This window comes from Streptomyces sp. NPDC020875, from assembly GCF_040641415.1.
Lineage (GTDB): Bacteria > Actinomycetota > Actinomycetes > Streptomycetales > Streptomycetaceae > Streptomyces.
Genome location: NZ_JBFADP010000040.1, coordinates 23,362 through 37,955, shown reverse-complemented (window position 1 = coordinate 37,955; position 14,594 = coordinate 23,362). Strand labels below are relative to the sequence as shown.

At 73.6% G+C, this 14,594-nt stretch carries 10 protein-coding genes; 8 read left to right on the top strand and 2 right to left on the bottom strand.

Annotated features, from left to right (window positions below):
- Window positions 1-217 precede the first annotated feature (217 nt).
- From AB0G74_RS22945 to AB0G74_RS22925, 5 genes are read left to right on the top strand one after another with little or no spacing between them, the layout of a single operon-like run.
- Window positions 218-3,520: a nitrate- and nitrite sensing domain-containing protein gene (locus tag AB0G74_RS22945; RefSeq protein WP_361149192.1), complete on the top strand. Its 3,303-nt coding sequence runs from the start codon at window positions 218-220 to the stop codon at window positions 3,518-3,520.
- Window positions 3,517-3,999, top strand: a complete 483-nt coding sequence (locus tag AB0G74_RS22940) for a roadblock/LC7 domain-containing protein (RefSeq protein WP_361149189.1) — start codon at window positions 3,517-3,519, stop codon at window positions 3,997-3,999. The genes AB0G74_RS22945 and AB0G74_RS22940 overlap by 4 nt, the downstream gene beginning before the upstream one ends.
- The gene (locus AB0G74_RS22935) at window positions 3,996-4,436 is read left to right on the top strand and encodes a DUF742 domain-containing protein (protein WP_361149186.1); all 441 of its coding nucleotides are present in this window, start codon (window positions 3,996-3,998) and stop codon (window positions 4,434-4,436) included. The genes AB0G74_RS22940 and AB0G74_RS22935 overlap by 4 nt, the downstream gene beginning before the upstream one ends.
- Complete coding sequence (locus AB0G74_RS22930) at window positions 4,417-5,127, top strand: ATP/GTP-binding protein (protein WP_361149183.1); 711 nt, start codon at window positions 4,417-4,419, stop codon at window positions 5,125-5,127. The genes AB0G74_RS22935 and AB0G74_RS22930 overlap by 20 nt, the downstream gene beginning before the upstream one ends.
- A 56-nt stretch (window positions 5,128-5,183) precedes the next feature.
- Window positions 5,184-6,440 (top strand): styrene monooxygenase/indole monooxygenase family protein, encoded by a 1,257-nt coding sequence (locus AB0G74_RS22925; protein ID WP_361149180.1) that lies wholly within the window; start codon window positions 5,184-5,186, stop codon window positions 6,438-6,440.
- Window positions 6,441-6,497: 57 nt separating this feature from the next.
- Here AB0G74_RS22925 and AB0G74_RS22920 read toward each other — a convergent pair whose 3' ends face one another.
- Together AB0G74_RS22920 and AB0G74_RS22915 are read right to left on the bottom strand one after the other, a co-directional pair.
- Window positions 6,498-7,697 carry a C40 family peptidase gene (locus AB0G74_RS22920; protein WP_361149177.1) on the bottom strand — a complete coding sequence of 400 codons (1,200 nt, stop codon included), beginning with the start codon at window positions 7,695-7,697 and terminating at the stop codon, window positions 6,498-6,500.
- A 134-nt stretch (window positions 7,698-7,831) separates the two neighbouring features.
- Window positions 7,832-8,116 carry a hypothetical protein gene (locus AB0G74_RS22915; protein ID WP_361149174.1) on the bottom strand — a complete coding sequence of 95 codons (285 nt, stop codon included), beginning with the start codon at window positions 8,114-8,116 and terminating at the stop codon, window positions 7,832-7,834.
- 412 nt (window positions 8,117-8,528) lie between these two features.
- Here AB0G74_RS22915 and AB0G74_RS22910 point away from each other — a divergent pair, with 412 nt between their 5' ends.
- The 3 genes from AB0G74_RS22910 to AB0G74_RS22900 all read left to right on the top strand — a co-directional run bounded on the left by AB0G74_RS22910 (window position 8,529) and on the right by AB0G74_RS22900 (window position 14,550).
- Window positions 8,529-9,506: a hypothetical protein gene (locus AB0G74_RS22910; RefSeq protein ID WP_361149171.1), complete on the top strand. Its 978-nt coding sequence runs from the start codon at window positions 8,529-8,531 to the stop codon at window positions 9,504-9,506.
- A gap of 211 nt (window positions 9,507-9,717) precedes the next feature.
- On the top strand, window positions 9,718-11,580 hold the full coding sequence (locus tag AB0G74_RS22905; protein WP_361149168.1) for an HSP90 family protein: 1,863 nt from the start codon (window positions 9,718-9,720) through the stop codon (window positions 11,578-11,580).
- Window positions 11,581-14,550 carry a tetratricopeptide repeat protein gene (locus AB0G74_RS22900; RefSeq protein ID WP_361149166.1) on the top strand — a complete coding sequence of 990 codons (2,970 nt, stop codon included), beginning with the start codon at window positions 11,581-11,583 and terminating at the stop codon, window positions 14,548-14,550.
- Window positions 14,551-14,594: the final 44 nt, after the last annotated feature.

Below are 14,594 nucleotides of genomic sequence, written 5' to 3'. Positions count from 1 at the left end.
ATCTCTCATTCCGGTGTCTCTGCGGAGTTGTTCGCCAACTCCTGGGTGATGTTCACTCGTTCAGGTGGCGGAGCGGCCGAAGCGCGTCTCCCTCCCAAACGCACTGGAATCGTCTGAAGCCGTGCCCGTGCCGGGGGTGGGATCACCTGTGTGACCGGTCGTCATCTCTGCTTCATGGGTCAACGGCTGGACGAGTCGAGCAGGATTGCGAGCACCGGTGCAGAACAAGCGGCCCCCCGGGGCCCCGACGGCCGCCCCATCGGCCCCGGGAACGTTCTCGGCGCAGGACACACCCGTCACCCCCGCCCCCGCCACGGCGGTACCGCCCGAGGTCCCCTCGCCCGGCGGCCGGACCAAGCGCGTCCGCAACCGCCTGGTCATCGGCGTCGCCGTGGTCGGACTGATTGTCACCGGCGCCGGAGTCCCCGGACTGCTGGACAGCACCCGTGAACTCCGTGACGCCCAGAACCTGGTGACCCTCGCCGAACTGAACCGGCAGGCCGTCACCCTCGCGCACTCCCTCTCCGACGAGCGCGACGAGGTCACCGCGTACATCGCCGCGGGCCGGGACGAGCAGAGCGGCGACCGGGCCGAGCGGCGGAAGGTGACCGCAGCCCGCAGCGCCCGGGTCGACCGGCAGATAGAGGAGATCCGCGGCTCCATCCCCGACGAGCGGGACGCGCTCCGCCGCGATCTGGCGACCGTACCGTCCGTCCGCCGGGCCGCCCTGACCGGCAAGGGCACGGCGCTGGAGGCGCACCGCGCGTACACCACCGTCATCGGCAATCTGCACGCCCTCGCCGCCGAACTCGCCGAGCGGACCCCGCCGAGGGCCGCCGACGGCACCCGGGCCCCCGCCGAACTCAGCCTCGCCGTCGAACAGGCGTCGGCCACCCGGGGCCTGCTGCTCGCCGCCCTCGCCGTCCCCGGCGCCGAACCGGAGTACGAGACCGACTACCTCGGGCGGCGGATCGAGAAGGAGAGCGACGAGCAGAAGGCCGCCGCCGCGATCAGCGACGGCCTGAGCGCACTCGCCCAGCAGGCCCGGGTCCGTGAGGAGGCGGCCCTCGCCGACTTCGACCAGGCCGCCCGCAAGTCCGACCGGGACTCCCTGCTCGCCACCGTCACCGGTGCCGAGGTCAAGGCCGCCGAGGGCTATCTCGCCAAGCTCACCGACGAGCCCGGTCTCTCCGCCGAGGACCGCGGTACGGACGTCCGCAAGCTGGAGGCCGCGCTCACCGCCCGGATCGAGCAGATGCGCGGGGTCGAGTCGGCGCTGGCCGCCCAGCGGATCACGGCCCTCGAAGAGCTGCGTGACGACGATGTCACCGAGCTGGAGCTGCGGATCGCCCTGCTCGGCGCGCTGCTGCTGCTCGCCGTCGCCGTACTCGCCGCCCTGCTGCGGACGATCACCCGCCCGCTCTCGGTCCTGCGGCGCGGCGCCGCCAGGATCGCCGCCGCGCCCGAGGCGGAGGACCCGGTCGGCTTCACCGGCCGCAACGACGAGTTCGCCCAGGCCGTACGGTCCCTCAACACGCTGCACGGCAAGGTCCGCGTCCTCGCCGAACGGGCCCGTGTCCTGGAGTCCGCCCGGGCCGGACTCGCCGGTGACCGCGACACGCTCGCGGCCGAACTGGCCGCCGAGCGCGCCGAGGCCCATGGCCGGGTCGAGGAGCTGACCGCCGAGGTCGAACGCCTGCGGCACACCGTCGACCACACCTTCGTCAATCTCTCCCTGCGCAATCTCGGCCTGGTCGACCGACAGTTGTCGGTGATCGAGAAGCTGGAGGAGCGCGAGCAGGACCCGGAGCGGCTGGCCACCCTCTTCAAGCTCGACCACATGGCGACCGTGATGCGCCGCCACAGTGAGAACCTGCTGGTGCTGGCCGGGGCCGAACACAGCCACGGCCACCCCAACGCCGTACCCCTGGTGGATGTGCTGCGGGCCGCGGTCAGTGAGATCGAGCGGTACGAACGGGTCGTCATCCAGTCCCTGCCGCCGCACGCCCAGGTCGCCGGGTTCGCCGCCGACGACCTGAGCCATCTCCTCGCCGAACTGCTGGAGAACGCCACCTCGTTCTCCCCGCCGGAGACCAAGGTCGAGCTGTCCGGCTGGCTGCTGGAGAACGGCGAGGTGATGCTCTCCGTCCGGGACAACGGCATAGGGATGGCCGCCGGGCGGATCGCCGAGCTGAACGGGAAGCTGGAGGATCCGGCCGCGTTCGAGGAGTCCGCGCGGCCCGTACCCGCGGGGAAGAACAAGAAGGGCGGCAAGGGCGCCAAGGGCGGCGGGAAGAACGGCGCGTCCGGGCGGACCCACCGCACCGGCAAGGGCGCCAGGTCCGCCGAGCCCGAGGGCCTCGGACTGCGGGTCACGGCCCTGCTCGCCGCCCGCCACGGCGTCCGGGTGCAACTCCGCGACCAGCAGCAGGGCGGCGTCACCGCCGTCGTGGTGCTGCCGATCGCACTGCTGCCCCAGGGCGCCGGAGCCGACCGCCGCGATCCGCTCACCGACTCCGGGTCCATGCCCGCAGTCCGGCTGCCGGGCTCGGTCGCCGAGGCCAACTCCAACGCCCTGCCCACCGGCCCGCGGCAGGCCCCCGAGCGGGCCCGGTCCACCACCGCGCCCGACCCCGTTCCGTCTGTTGACAACGTTCCCGTCGATCTTCCGGTCGGCGGCCCCGTCGGCGGCGGACCGGCCGAACTCCCGGTCGGACCCACCACGTCCGGCACCGGAACCGGCCCCGGCCTCACCGACGCGGACCCGGACCCGGCGGATCCCTCGTACGACACGTACGGAGACCCGGCCAGCACGCCGTACGGCGACGACACGCCCGGCATGCTCTACGGCGAATCCCCTTACGGCGACGACCCGTACGGCCCCATCGTGTCCGGTGGCGGCGTCGGCGACCCCCGGACCGAGGCACCGCCCGGGGCGTTCGTCCCGATGACCGATCCGCTCGTGGAGGCCGCCGAAGCCGCCGTACGGGCCGCCGAACCCGATGTCCACACCCGTACCGCCGACGGCGATCCCGTCGTTACCGGGCTGGATCAGGCCACGTTCGAGATGAGGCTCCCGGACCCCGGGGACCTCGTGAACGACCCCTTCGGCGCCGGGGAACCGGCCGGAACCGCCCGGGCCGGGGAGCCCGCGCGCCCGGCCGCCCCCGAACACCCCGATGACGAACGGGGCTTCGCGGCCCCCGTGACCCCGGCGGACACCGCCGGGGACGAAGGCCCGGCCGCCCCGGCCGAGCCGTCCGCTCCCACCGGGCCCGGGGAGCCCGGCGGTTACCGGCTGACCGACAAGGGACTGCCCAAGCGGACACCGAGGGTCGTCCGACCCGCCACCGACCCCGGGGAGCGCAGGAGTGGCGGCGTCGACGCCGCGGCTCTGAGGCGTAGGCTCGGTGGATTCCAGAAGGCCGCCGAGGACGGCCGCCGCGAGGCACGGGACGAGATCGCCCGTACCGCGGCAGAAGAAGAAGCGGGGGACACAGTCGAGGAGGCACGCAGTTGACTGCGACCGGGACGTTCGGCCTGAGTATCGAGGCCCGCAATCTGCACTGGCTGCTGAGCAATCTGGTGGAGGAGGTGCCCGGTCTGCGTTCGGTCGCCGTGGTCTCGTCCGACGGACTGCTGCTGCTCTCCTCCGACCCCGCGCGGAATATCGAGGCGGGCGGCGTCACCAGCCCCGAGGGGCCGCGCGGTTCCAGCGCCGACCTGGCCACCATCGTGTCCGGGATCGGCAGCCTGACCGTGGGCGCCGCCCGGCTGATGGACGGCGGCGGGGTCAAGCAGACCATGGTGGCGATGGAGGACGGCTGCGTCTTCATCATGTCCATCAGCGACGGCTCCCTCCTCGGCGTCCACGCCGAGGCCGACTGCGATATGTCGGTCGTCGCCTACCACATGGGACTCTTCGTGGGCCGGGCCGGACACGTCCTCACCCCCGAACTCCGCAGCGAGCTGCGGCAGTCCCTGGAGGAAGCCCGATGACCGGGTCCTTCACCCCGGCCGGAGCCGGACCCGGCGGGCCCGCCGCCGGCGGGCTGCCGATAAGGGGCGAGAACCGCCGCCCCGCCCGGGTCCGCCCCTACTCCCTCACCGGCGGCCGTACCCGGTTCGGGCACGTCCTGCTGGTGGAGACCTTCGTCGCCGCCCTCGAAGCCCCCGCCGAACGCCGGGAGCTGCCCAAGGGCGATCTGTCGAGCCGGGTGATGCCGGAGCTCCAGGCCATCGTGGAGCTCTGCCGCCGGATGCGGACCGTCGCCGAGATCTCGGCGATCCTCAAGATGCCCCTGGGCGTCGTCAGGGTGCTGCTCAGCGACCTCGCCGACCAGGGCAAAATTCGTGTATACGGCACCGGGCACGGCTCGGGCCGCCCCGAACGCGCACTGCTCGAAAGGGTGCTGAGTGGACTCCGCCGCCTCTGACACGCTCTCCGCCCTCCGCCACCACGGGGAGGGCGGCCCGGCCGCCGCACCGGACCGCGCCCCGGCGTCCGGCTTCTTCGGCCTCCCCGCCGACGACGACGCGTCCGAGGAGGGCCTCCAGCCCTGGCAGCTGGACCACACCCGGGCGCCCAATGTCGCCAAGGTCGTGGTCGCGGGCGGCTTCGGCGTGGGCAAGACCACCTTCGTCGGCGCGGTCTCGGAGATCACCCCGCTCCAGACCGAGGCCCTGATGACCGAGGCCAGCTCGGAGACCGACGACCTCACCGCGACCCCGGAGAAGCGGACCACCACCGTCGCCATGGACTTCGGGCGGATCACGCTCGACGACGAACTGGTGATGTACGTCTTCGGCACCCCCGGCCAGCAGCGGTTCTGGTTCATGTGGGACGACCTGGTGCGCGGGGCCGTCGGCGCGATCGTGCTCGCCGACACCCGGCGGCTCTCCGACTGCTTCCCCGCCCTCGACTACTTCGAGAGCAGCGGGCTGCCGTACATCGTCGCCGTCAACCACTTCGAGGGCTCGGAGAGTTTCGAGCAGGACGATGTGCGCGAGGCATTGACCATATCCAGCCGCGTACCCATCGTGATCATGGACGCGCGCCGGCGGTTCAGCGTCGTGGAGGCACTGGCGACCCTGGTCACCCACGCCCTCGACGAGACCCCCGAATGACCCGAACGGTCCGAGCGATCCGATCCCACTGAGCCCAACGAGAGAAGACGAACCGGATGCGGAAGATACTCATAGTCGGTGCCGGACAGTCCGGCCTCCAGCTGGCCCTCGGACTCCAGTCCCGGGGCTACGAGGTCACCCTGATGTCCAACCGCACCTCCGAGGAGATCCGGTCCGGCCGGGTCATGTCGACCCAGTGCATGTTCCACACCGCCCTCCAGCACGAGCGCGATCTGGGACTCGACTTCTGGGAATCCCAGGCGCCCCGGATCCAGGGCCTCGGCGTCTCCGTCGCCGGACCCCCGGCCGGGGACGACCCGGAGGGGCCGCTCTCCCGGATGGTCGACTGGGTCGCCCGGCTGGACGGCTTCGCCCAGTCCGTCGACCAGCGGATCAAGATGGCCGGCTGGCTGGAGACCTTCGCCGAGCGCGGCGGGCAGCTCGTCATCCACGGCGCCGCCGTCTCCGACCTCGACTACTTCTCCCGCACCTACGACCTGGTGATGGTCTCGGCGGGCAAGGGCGAGCTGGTCTCCCTCTTCGGCCGGGACGCGTCCCGTTCGCCGTACGACACCCCGCAGCGCGCCCTCGCCGTCGCCTACGTCCACGGGCTGGCGCCGAGGCCCGAGCACCCCGACATGGACGCGGTCCGCTGCAACCTGGTGCCCGGGGTCGGCGAACTCTTCGTGATGCCGACCCTCACCATGTCCGGCCGGGCCGACATCCTCTTCTGGGAGGGCATCCCCGGCGGGCCCCTCGACGTCTTCGCGGGCGTCAAGGACCCCGGTGAGCATCTGGCGATCACCCTGGAGCTGATGAAGCGGTACACCCCCTGGGAGTACGCCCGTACCGCGAAGGTCGAACTCACCGACGGCGGCGGCACACTCGCCGGGCGGTACGCGCCGGTGGTCCGCAACCCCGTCGGCCGGATGCCGAGCGGAGGACTCGTCCTCGGCGTCGCCGACGTGGTCGTCGCCAACGACCCCATCACCGGCCAGGGCTCCAACTCGGCGTCCAAGTGCGCCGCCGCCTATCTCGCGTCGATCACCGAACACGGCGACCGGCCGTTCGACGAGGCATGGATGCGGGCCACGTTCGACCGGTACTGGGAGACCGCGCGGCACGTCACCAAGTGGACCAACGCGATGCTGGCGCCGCCGCCGGGGCACGTACTCGACCTGATCGGCGCGGGCGGCGCGATACAGCCCGTCGCCGACCGGATCGCCAACGGCTTCAACGACCCCGCCGACTTCGAGAACTTCTTCTACGACCCGGAGAAGGCGGGCGCCTACCTGGCGGCGCAGGGCTCCTGAACCCGGTGCGTTCCGGCCCCCGGCTCTCCGGGGGCCTTCGGGGCCGGAACGCCGTTTCTACGGGGCGGCCGTCTCCGCGTAGCCCGCGTCGTCGCCGTCGGCCGCCCAGCCGGGGAGCGTCACCGGACGGTACGAGGGCAGGGGCGCGGCGTACGGATCGGGCCGGACCGCGCCCAGCACCGGATTGGCGGCCAGCGGCGACACCTTCACCGTCGCGCCCGGCCGGGGCGCGTGCACGACCCGGCCGCCGCCCACGTACATCCCCACATGGGTGGCCGCCGCGAAGTACACCACCAGATCCCCGGGCCGCAGCTCGCCCACCGGCACCCGGGGCAGGGTCCGCCACTGCTCCTGACTGGTCCGCGGGATCGGCCGCCCCGCCGCCGACCAGGCACGCGACGTCAGCCCCGAGCAGTCGTACGCGTCCGGCCCCCGCGCGCCCCAGACGTACGGCTTCCCCAGCTGGTCCACCGCGTACCGGACGGCCCGCTCGCCCCCGGCCGTCGGCGGGCGTACGTCACCGGAGGCACCGTCGTCCGCCACCGCGCCCGACTCCGTGCCGGGCCCGTCTCCCGGCTCCTGCCCGGCGGGCTCACCGGTGTCGAGGGCCTCCGGGCCGGTCAGCTCCGTCTGCGCCTCGGGGGTCGTGATGCCGTCGATCTCGTCCGGTGTCAGCCCCGCGAGCACCTCCTCGACGGCCGCGAGCCCGGCGTCCGCCGCCTCCCGGGCCGTCCGCCGCTCCGCCGCCAGGGCCCGCTCCCGGTCGAGAGCGGCCTTCGACTCCCGCGTCAGCCGCTCCGCCCGCGCGGTGCGGTCCCTCAGCCGGTCCAGGGTCGCCCGCCGGTCGGCGGCGGCCCGCCGCACCAGATGGCCCTCGTCCAGGGCGGCCCGCGGATCCGGGGCCAGCAGCAGCCGGAGCGACGACGGCAGATCCGACCGCCCCCGGTACTGCGCGCGGGCCAGCAGCCCGGCCGCGTCCCGCCCCCCGGCGAGGGCGTCCCTGGCCGCCGTCAGCTCCCGCCCCAGCCGGGCGGTCTCCACCCGCTGGGCGGTCAGCCGCTCCTCGGCGGCGGTATACGCGGCGGCGGCGGTCTCGGCGTCCCGGTACAGGACCTTCAGCCGGGCCAGCAGCTCGGGCACACCCTCGGGGAGCCCGGGGCCCGCCGCCCGCGCGGCCGGACCGGGCACGACGGCGGCCAGGGACACCGCCGTGACCAGGGCGGCCGTACACACCGCGCGGAGCACCTTGCCTGACACGTGATCACCTCCGGGGCGGGGGCGGCGGATTCCGCCACCCGTCCCCCGGAGCGTGCGGGCCCGGCCGCCCGCGCGCCTTCCGGGTGGCCGTAACGGACGCACCCCTTCACTCCTTGCGGCGGAGCGGGCGGCGGCTACGGCGTGTCGACTCGCCCCGGCGGCTTCGACCACGGCCACCGGGGCGCCTCCTTCTGCCGCCCCTCGGGCACAAAGACGTACTTCCAGCCGCGCGGCAGCCCCAGCCGCTTGCCGTACCCGGCGGGCTCCCGTTGATACGCGTACACGACATCCGGCCCCCCGCCCTCCTGGGGCACGGGCACCTCGTACCACTTCGGCGGCTGCCCGGTGACCCCGAGCACCACGTCCACGACCTGCCCGTCCATGGGCCCCCCGACGAACGGGGTCATCTCACTTCGCACCCCACCAGTCTCCTACGCGGCGCGGCGCCCCCCCCACTACCCGCCCGGGCCCGGCGGCCTGGTGTTGTCGACGGTCCGCACCACCGTCGTGGCTTGTCGCGCAGTTCCCCGCGCCCCTGGGTTGCCCTCTTCGCCGCCCTTGCGGAGAGCCGGGCCCTGTTCCCTGGGGCGATGTCCGGGAGGGCATTTAGGGGCTCGGGGAACTGCGAGACAAGCCACAGACGGCGCGCGGTCGGCGATGACGGGTGGGGACCGCTCACGGGTTCCGGGGTAATGGCTGAGGCGGCCCGGCCGGTGGCCACCGGCCAAAGAAGTGGGTGATTGTCGTACAACCGTGATAGTCACTACCTCCACGAGGGGGCGTGATCGACAACCGCCCCGTCGATCACGTACGAACAAGGGGTGGGGAAGCATGGCGGTGTTCCGGGCCGTGGGCCGGACGCTGGGGAAACTGACGGGCAGAGCGCCCGCCCGGCTGGTCGAGGACTACGACGATCCCGAGCTGCCGGTGGTGCGCGACGCCGCGGCCGCCGCCGACTGGGATCTCGTACAGGAGATGGTCCTGGGGCGGGCCGAGAACGACGGACGGTCCCGGATGATCTGGGCCGTCGCCGACACCGCGGGCGTCGAGCGGTGGATCCCGAAGATCATCGAGGCCGAGCCCGACGCGGCACTGCCCCGGGTCGTCGGCGGTTTCCGCCAGATCAGCTGGGGCTGGGAGGCCCGGACGGGGGCCCGCGCCAAGGATGTGTCGCGCCAGCAGTTCGAGACCTTCCATGCCCGGCTGGCCATCGGCGAGGAGTGGCTGTTCGAGGCGGCGGAGCGTGAACCGGACTGGGTCGCGCCCTGGCACGGCTTGCTGACCACCGGACGCGCCCTCCAGGTGGGGCAGACTGTGGCCCACCGCCGCTTCGAGGCGGCGACCCGGCGCGATCCGCACCACTTCGGTGTGCACACGTCCCACCTTCAGCAGGTCTGCGAGAAGTGGGGCGGCTCCCACGAGGCCATGCACGAGTTCGCGCGGACGGCGGCCCTCAAGGCCCCCGCCGGGAGCTGGCTCGGCGGGCTGGTCGCGGACGCGCACATCGAGCAGTGGCTCCACCTCGAAGACGGCGCGGACGACGCGTACATCGTGCGTTCCGAGGTGACGGCCTCCTTGAACGAGGCCGCGGACCACTCCTACCGGCACCCCGACTTCGACCCCGAGGGCCCCGGTGTCAATGTGCTCAACTCCTTCGCCATGGCCTTCTCGCTGAACGAGGAGCCGGAGGCGGCCAGGGAGTGCTTCGCGGCCACCGAGGGGCGCGTCACGGAATCCCCCTGGCACTACCTGGACGGCGGCGACCCCGTGAGCGTCTACAAGAGGATGCGCTCGGCAGCCGGACGCTGACCGGGCCGAGCCCGGCCGGGCCCGGCCCGTGCCGCGCCGCATCCTGCCGCGGACGCCCCGGTGGCGCCGACGATTCCGGTGCGCCCGCCCGTACCCGTACCGGCATCCGCCGGGATACGGAACCGCTGCCGCGCGTCGTCCCCCGGCCCCCTTCCGGCGGCCGCCGCGAGACACCCCACGACGCCCCGATTCACGGAAAGACACTGCACAGGTGACCGACTCCCAGACGTCCCACACCTTCCAGGTCGACCTGCGCGGCCTGGTCGACCTGCTCTCCCACCACCTCTACTCCAGCCCCCGCGTCTACCTCCGCGAACTCCTCCAGAACGCCGTGGACGCCATCACCGCCCGGCAGCGGGCGACCCCCGGCGCGCCCGCCGCCATCACCGTCCGCACCGGCGACACCCTCACCGTCACGGACACCGGCATCGGGCTCACCGAAGCCGATGTGCACCGCTTCCTCGCCACCATCGGACGCAGCTCCAAGCGCACGTCCGGCGGCGGTATCGACGGCGCCGGACTGGAGGCCGACCGCGGCGACTTCATCGGCCAGTTCGGCATCGGACTGCTCGCCTGCTTCGTCGTCGCCGACGAGATCACCGTGCTCAGCCGCTCCGCCGCCGACCCCGCCGCGCCCGCCGTGGAGTGGCGCGGCCACGCCGACGGCCGCTACACCATCCGTACCCTGCCCGCGTCCGCCGTCCCGGAGCCCGGCACCACCGTCCGGCTCGTGCCCCGCGCCGACAACGCCGAGTGGACCACCCCCGAGCGGGTCGTCGCGCTGGCCCGGCACTACGGCGCCCTGCTGCCGTACCGGGTCACCGTCACCGATACGCGCGGCGCGACCCACCGGATCGACGAGACCCCGCCCTGGGACCGGCCCCACGCCTCCCCGCTGGCCCGCCGCGAGGCCCTCACCGCCCACTGCCGCGAACTCTTCGACTTCACCCCGCTCGACACCATCGAACTGGACCTCCCCGCCGCCGGACTGCGCGGCGTCGCCTACGTCCTGCCCACGGCCGTCGTCCCCGGCCGGCACGCGGGCCACCGGGTCCACCTCAAGGGCATGCTCCTCACCGACCAGGCGCCGGAGCTGCTCCCCGAATGGGCGTTCTTCGTCCGCTGCGTCATCGACACCACCAGCCTGCGGCCCACCGCGTCCCGGGAAGCGCTCTACGAGGACGGCACCCTGTCCGCCGTACGGGACGCACTCGGCGAGCGGATCCGCGACTGGCTCACCGGGCTCGCCGCCCGCGACCCCGCCCTGCTGCACCGTTTCATCGACGTCCACCATCTCGCGGTCAAGGCGCTCGCCCGCTACGACGACGAACTGCTGCGCATCGTGCTGCCGTGGCTGCCGTTCGAGACCACGGACGGCCAGGTCACCCTGGAGGTCTTCACCAGGACCCACGCCACCGTCCTGGTCACCCGCAGTGTGGAGGAGTTCCGGCAGGTCGCCCCCATCGCGTCCGCCGTCGGCATGGGCGTCGTCAACGGCGGCTACACCTACGACCGCGACCTGGTGCACCGGCTGCCCGAGATCCGGCCCGGCACCGCCGTCGCCGACCTCGACCCGCACACCGTCACCGCCCATCTCGACGCCGTCGACCCGGCCGCCGAACTGCGCGCCGCCGCCTTCCTCACCGTCGCCCGGGAGACCGTCGGCGCCCATGACTGCGATGTCGTCCTCCGCGACTTCCAGCCCGTCACCGCGCCCGTCCTGCTCATCGACAACCGGGAAGCGCGCCACGAGCGGACCCGGTCCGGAATGGCCGCCGACAGCGACGGCATGTGGGCCGACATCCTCGGCGCACTCCGCCAGGAGACCCCGCCCGCCCAGCTCGTGCTCAACCATCTCAACCCGCTGGTACGGCAGGCCGTGACGATCACCGAACGCGGCCTCGCGGTCACCACCGCCGAAGCCCTCTACGGCCAGGCCCTGCTGCTCAGCCGCCGACCCCTGCGGGCCAGTGAAAACGCCCTGCTCACCCGGGCCTTCACCGGCCTGCTCACCCACGCCATGCACCATCCCGGCACGGCGGCACCCGGCTCCGAGCCCCGGAAGGACATCTAGATGCTGGACACCCCCGAGGCCGTGGTCGAGGCGCTGCGCGAGAACAACGGCAGACCCCATGGACTCCAGCGCACCATCACGGCCGAGGAACTCGTCGAGGCCGCCGGGGCGTTCGAGAAGCCCGATGTCCTCGTCACGGCCCTGCTGGAGCTGATGACGGGGTACGACGTGACCGGCGAGCACCGCAAATCGCCCGTCGCCTTCGCCCGGCTGCTCAAGCTCTGGGAAAGCGACCCCGACGAGTTCAGCGAATGGGAGGCCGCCCAGATCCACCACCGGTCCTTCTGGGTCACCCTCTCCCTGCTCCAGGTCCCCGAAGTGCCGCTGGCCACCGTCGAAGCCTGGGTCGCGCAGACCCGGGAACGCTTCACCGCGGCCGGGCACGGCCTCCAGCCGGTGGCCGCCGCCCGCTACCGGATCGCCGCCCACACCGGTACCGGCACGGACGACGCGTACGACCTCTGGGCCACCCGCCCCCGTACCGAACACAGCGACTGCGGACCGTGCGAACTCCGCCGCGTCGGCGCCCACCGGCTGCTCACCGGCGACGACACCGGAGCCCTCGAAAGCTGGCGGCCCGTCCTGGACGGCAACGCCGAGTGCACCGAGGAGCCCGCGATGACCCGGGCGCTCGCCCTGCTGCCGCTGCTGCGCACCGGCCGCGCCGACGAGGCCCGCTCCCACCACCTCAGCGGCTACCGGCGGATCCGCGGGAAGACCGGGATGCTGGCGGAGCTCGGCCTGCACCTGGAGTTCTGCGCGCTCTCCCGGAACGAGGGCCGCGGACTGGAGATCCTCGCGGAGAACCGCCCGCTGTTCGAGGCGGCCGGGGCCCCGCTGTCCCGGCTGGGCTTCCTCACCGGCACCGAACTGCTGCTCGCCAGGCTCGCCGCCGACGGGCACGGCTCCACCGCCGTCGCGGGCCCGCCCGGCCGGAACTGGACCGTGACGGAGCTTCTTGCCGAGGTCCGTACCGAGGGCGACCGGCTCGCCGCCGCCTTCGACGCCCGCAACGGCACCACCGCGGTCGGCGACCGGCGGCGGAACCGGCTCGACCGGAGCCCCCTGCTCGACGAGCCGCTGCCGCTCGGCCTGCGGACCTCCGTCGCCCGGACCGCCGCACCGCCGGTGCCCGTGGAAGCGCCCGCCGTACCGGCCGACTTCGCCGGTCTCGTGCGCGAGGCCCGCCGACAGGGCGCCGCCGGCCACCCCGCGGCCCACGGGCTGTGGGCCCTGGTCGCCGAGCGGCTGACCGCGGGCGGGAACACCCCGCACGACGACGGCATCGGCCCGGTGGAGCTGCTGCACGCGGAACTCGCCGAGTACCACGCCAACCGGCTGTTGCGCGACTCGGACGACACCGATGCCGATGCCGTCGTGGAGCTGGAGCGGGCGGCCGAGCTGTACGAGGACCTGGGCCTGCACTGGCAGGCGCTGAGCGTCCGGGCCCGGGTGATCACCTGGGGTCCGCGGGACACGCCCGGCGCCGAAGGGCCGGACGACGGCTCCGACCGGGTCGCGGAGATGGAACAGCTCGTCCAGGAGGCGGCGGTCGTACTGGTCCGGGTCCCGCTGACGGGCGGGAACCCGGCCCCGGCGGAGGGATTCCTCGGTGCCGACGCGGCCGTCGAGCGCACCCTCTCCTACGGCGGTGTCCTGTTCTGCCTGGCCTTCACGGCGTACCGGTCGGTCATGCTCCGGTTCCCGGAGCCCGGCGCGGAAGCCGTCGCGAAGCTGGAGGAACACACCGGCACCCTCCGGGCCGAGGCGGAGCGGCTGTCGCTGCCGCACCAGATCGCCAACGCCCGCCAGTTCCTGGCCGATGTGGCCGCCAGGACCGGCGACAGCGCCCGCGCTGAGAAGGAGCTGCGGGCGGCGCTGGAGGACGTGGCCGCCTCCGACCGGCCCTGGCGCGCGGGCCGGCCGCGGCTCCAGCTCGCCCAGGGCCTGATGGCGGACGGGCGGTACGAGGAGGCCGCCGAGCTGGTGCACCGCGCGATCGGCGACGCCGCCCGCTACGGCGACGACGAGTTCGCCTTCGCCGGGGCGTACACGCTGCTCGGGCATGCCGTGTCCCACCTCGGTGACCACGCCGGCGCGGTACGCCATCTCTCGGAGGCGGCCGCACGGCACGACCGGGACACCGAACCCGACGAGGCCGCGGCGGTCCGGCTCCAGCTGGCGGAGGTGCTGACGGAGTCCGGCAGGCCGGACGAGGCCGTCGCCGTACTGGAGTCCGTACTCACCGGTGCCGACGGCGCCGACGGTGCCGCGCTCGACGAGCGGGTGCTCGCCCAGGCCCGGCTGAACCTCGCCCGCGGCCTGCGGGAGCTGGGCGAGTTCCGGCCGGCGGCCGAGGAGTTCCTGCTGCTGGCGGACGCCGTCGCCGGATGGGAGGACGACCGCCCGATCCAGACCCTGGTGGCGGGCGAGACGGCCGTCACGCTGGCGCTGGCGGACCGCTGGGACGCGGCGGCCACGGCGTACGAACGGGCCCTCACCGCCCATGCGGAGGCGCCGAACCCGCCCCTGATGACGGAGATGCTGCGGGAGTTCGCCCGCCTGACCATGGAGTCCCGGGGCGACGAGGGCCTGGACGCGGCGCTGGCCCATCTGGCCCGCGCCGACGACATCGTGGCGGCCGCCGCCGGTGATCTCACCGCCTGGTACGAACGGGGCAGCATCCACTACCGCCGGGCCCGGATCCTGGCCGGGGCGGAGCGCTTCCCGGAGGCCCTCACCGAGGCGGAGGCGGCGATCGCCGCACATGAAGAGGGCGGCGAGGCCGCCGAGGCCCCGCGCGCGGAGGCGGTCCGGATCGCGGCCCTCATCGAGGGCAACGGCCTGGAACGCCGCGACGAGGCGATCGCCCGGCTGACGGCGGCGATCGCCCGCTGCCGCAAGGCGGACCTGGACGAGGCGGTCCGGATCCTGGAGGAACTGCGCCGGAGCTTCATGGACCGCGGGTAGGGAGTTTCCTTCGGATCGGGCCGGGTCGGTGAGCGGGTTCCCCC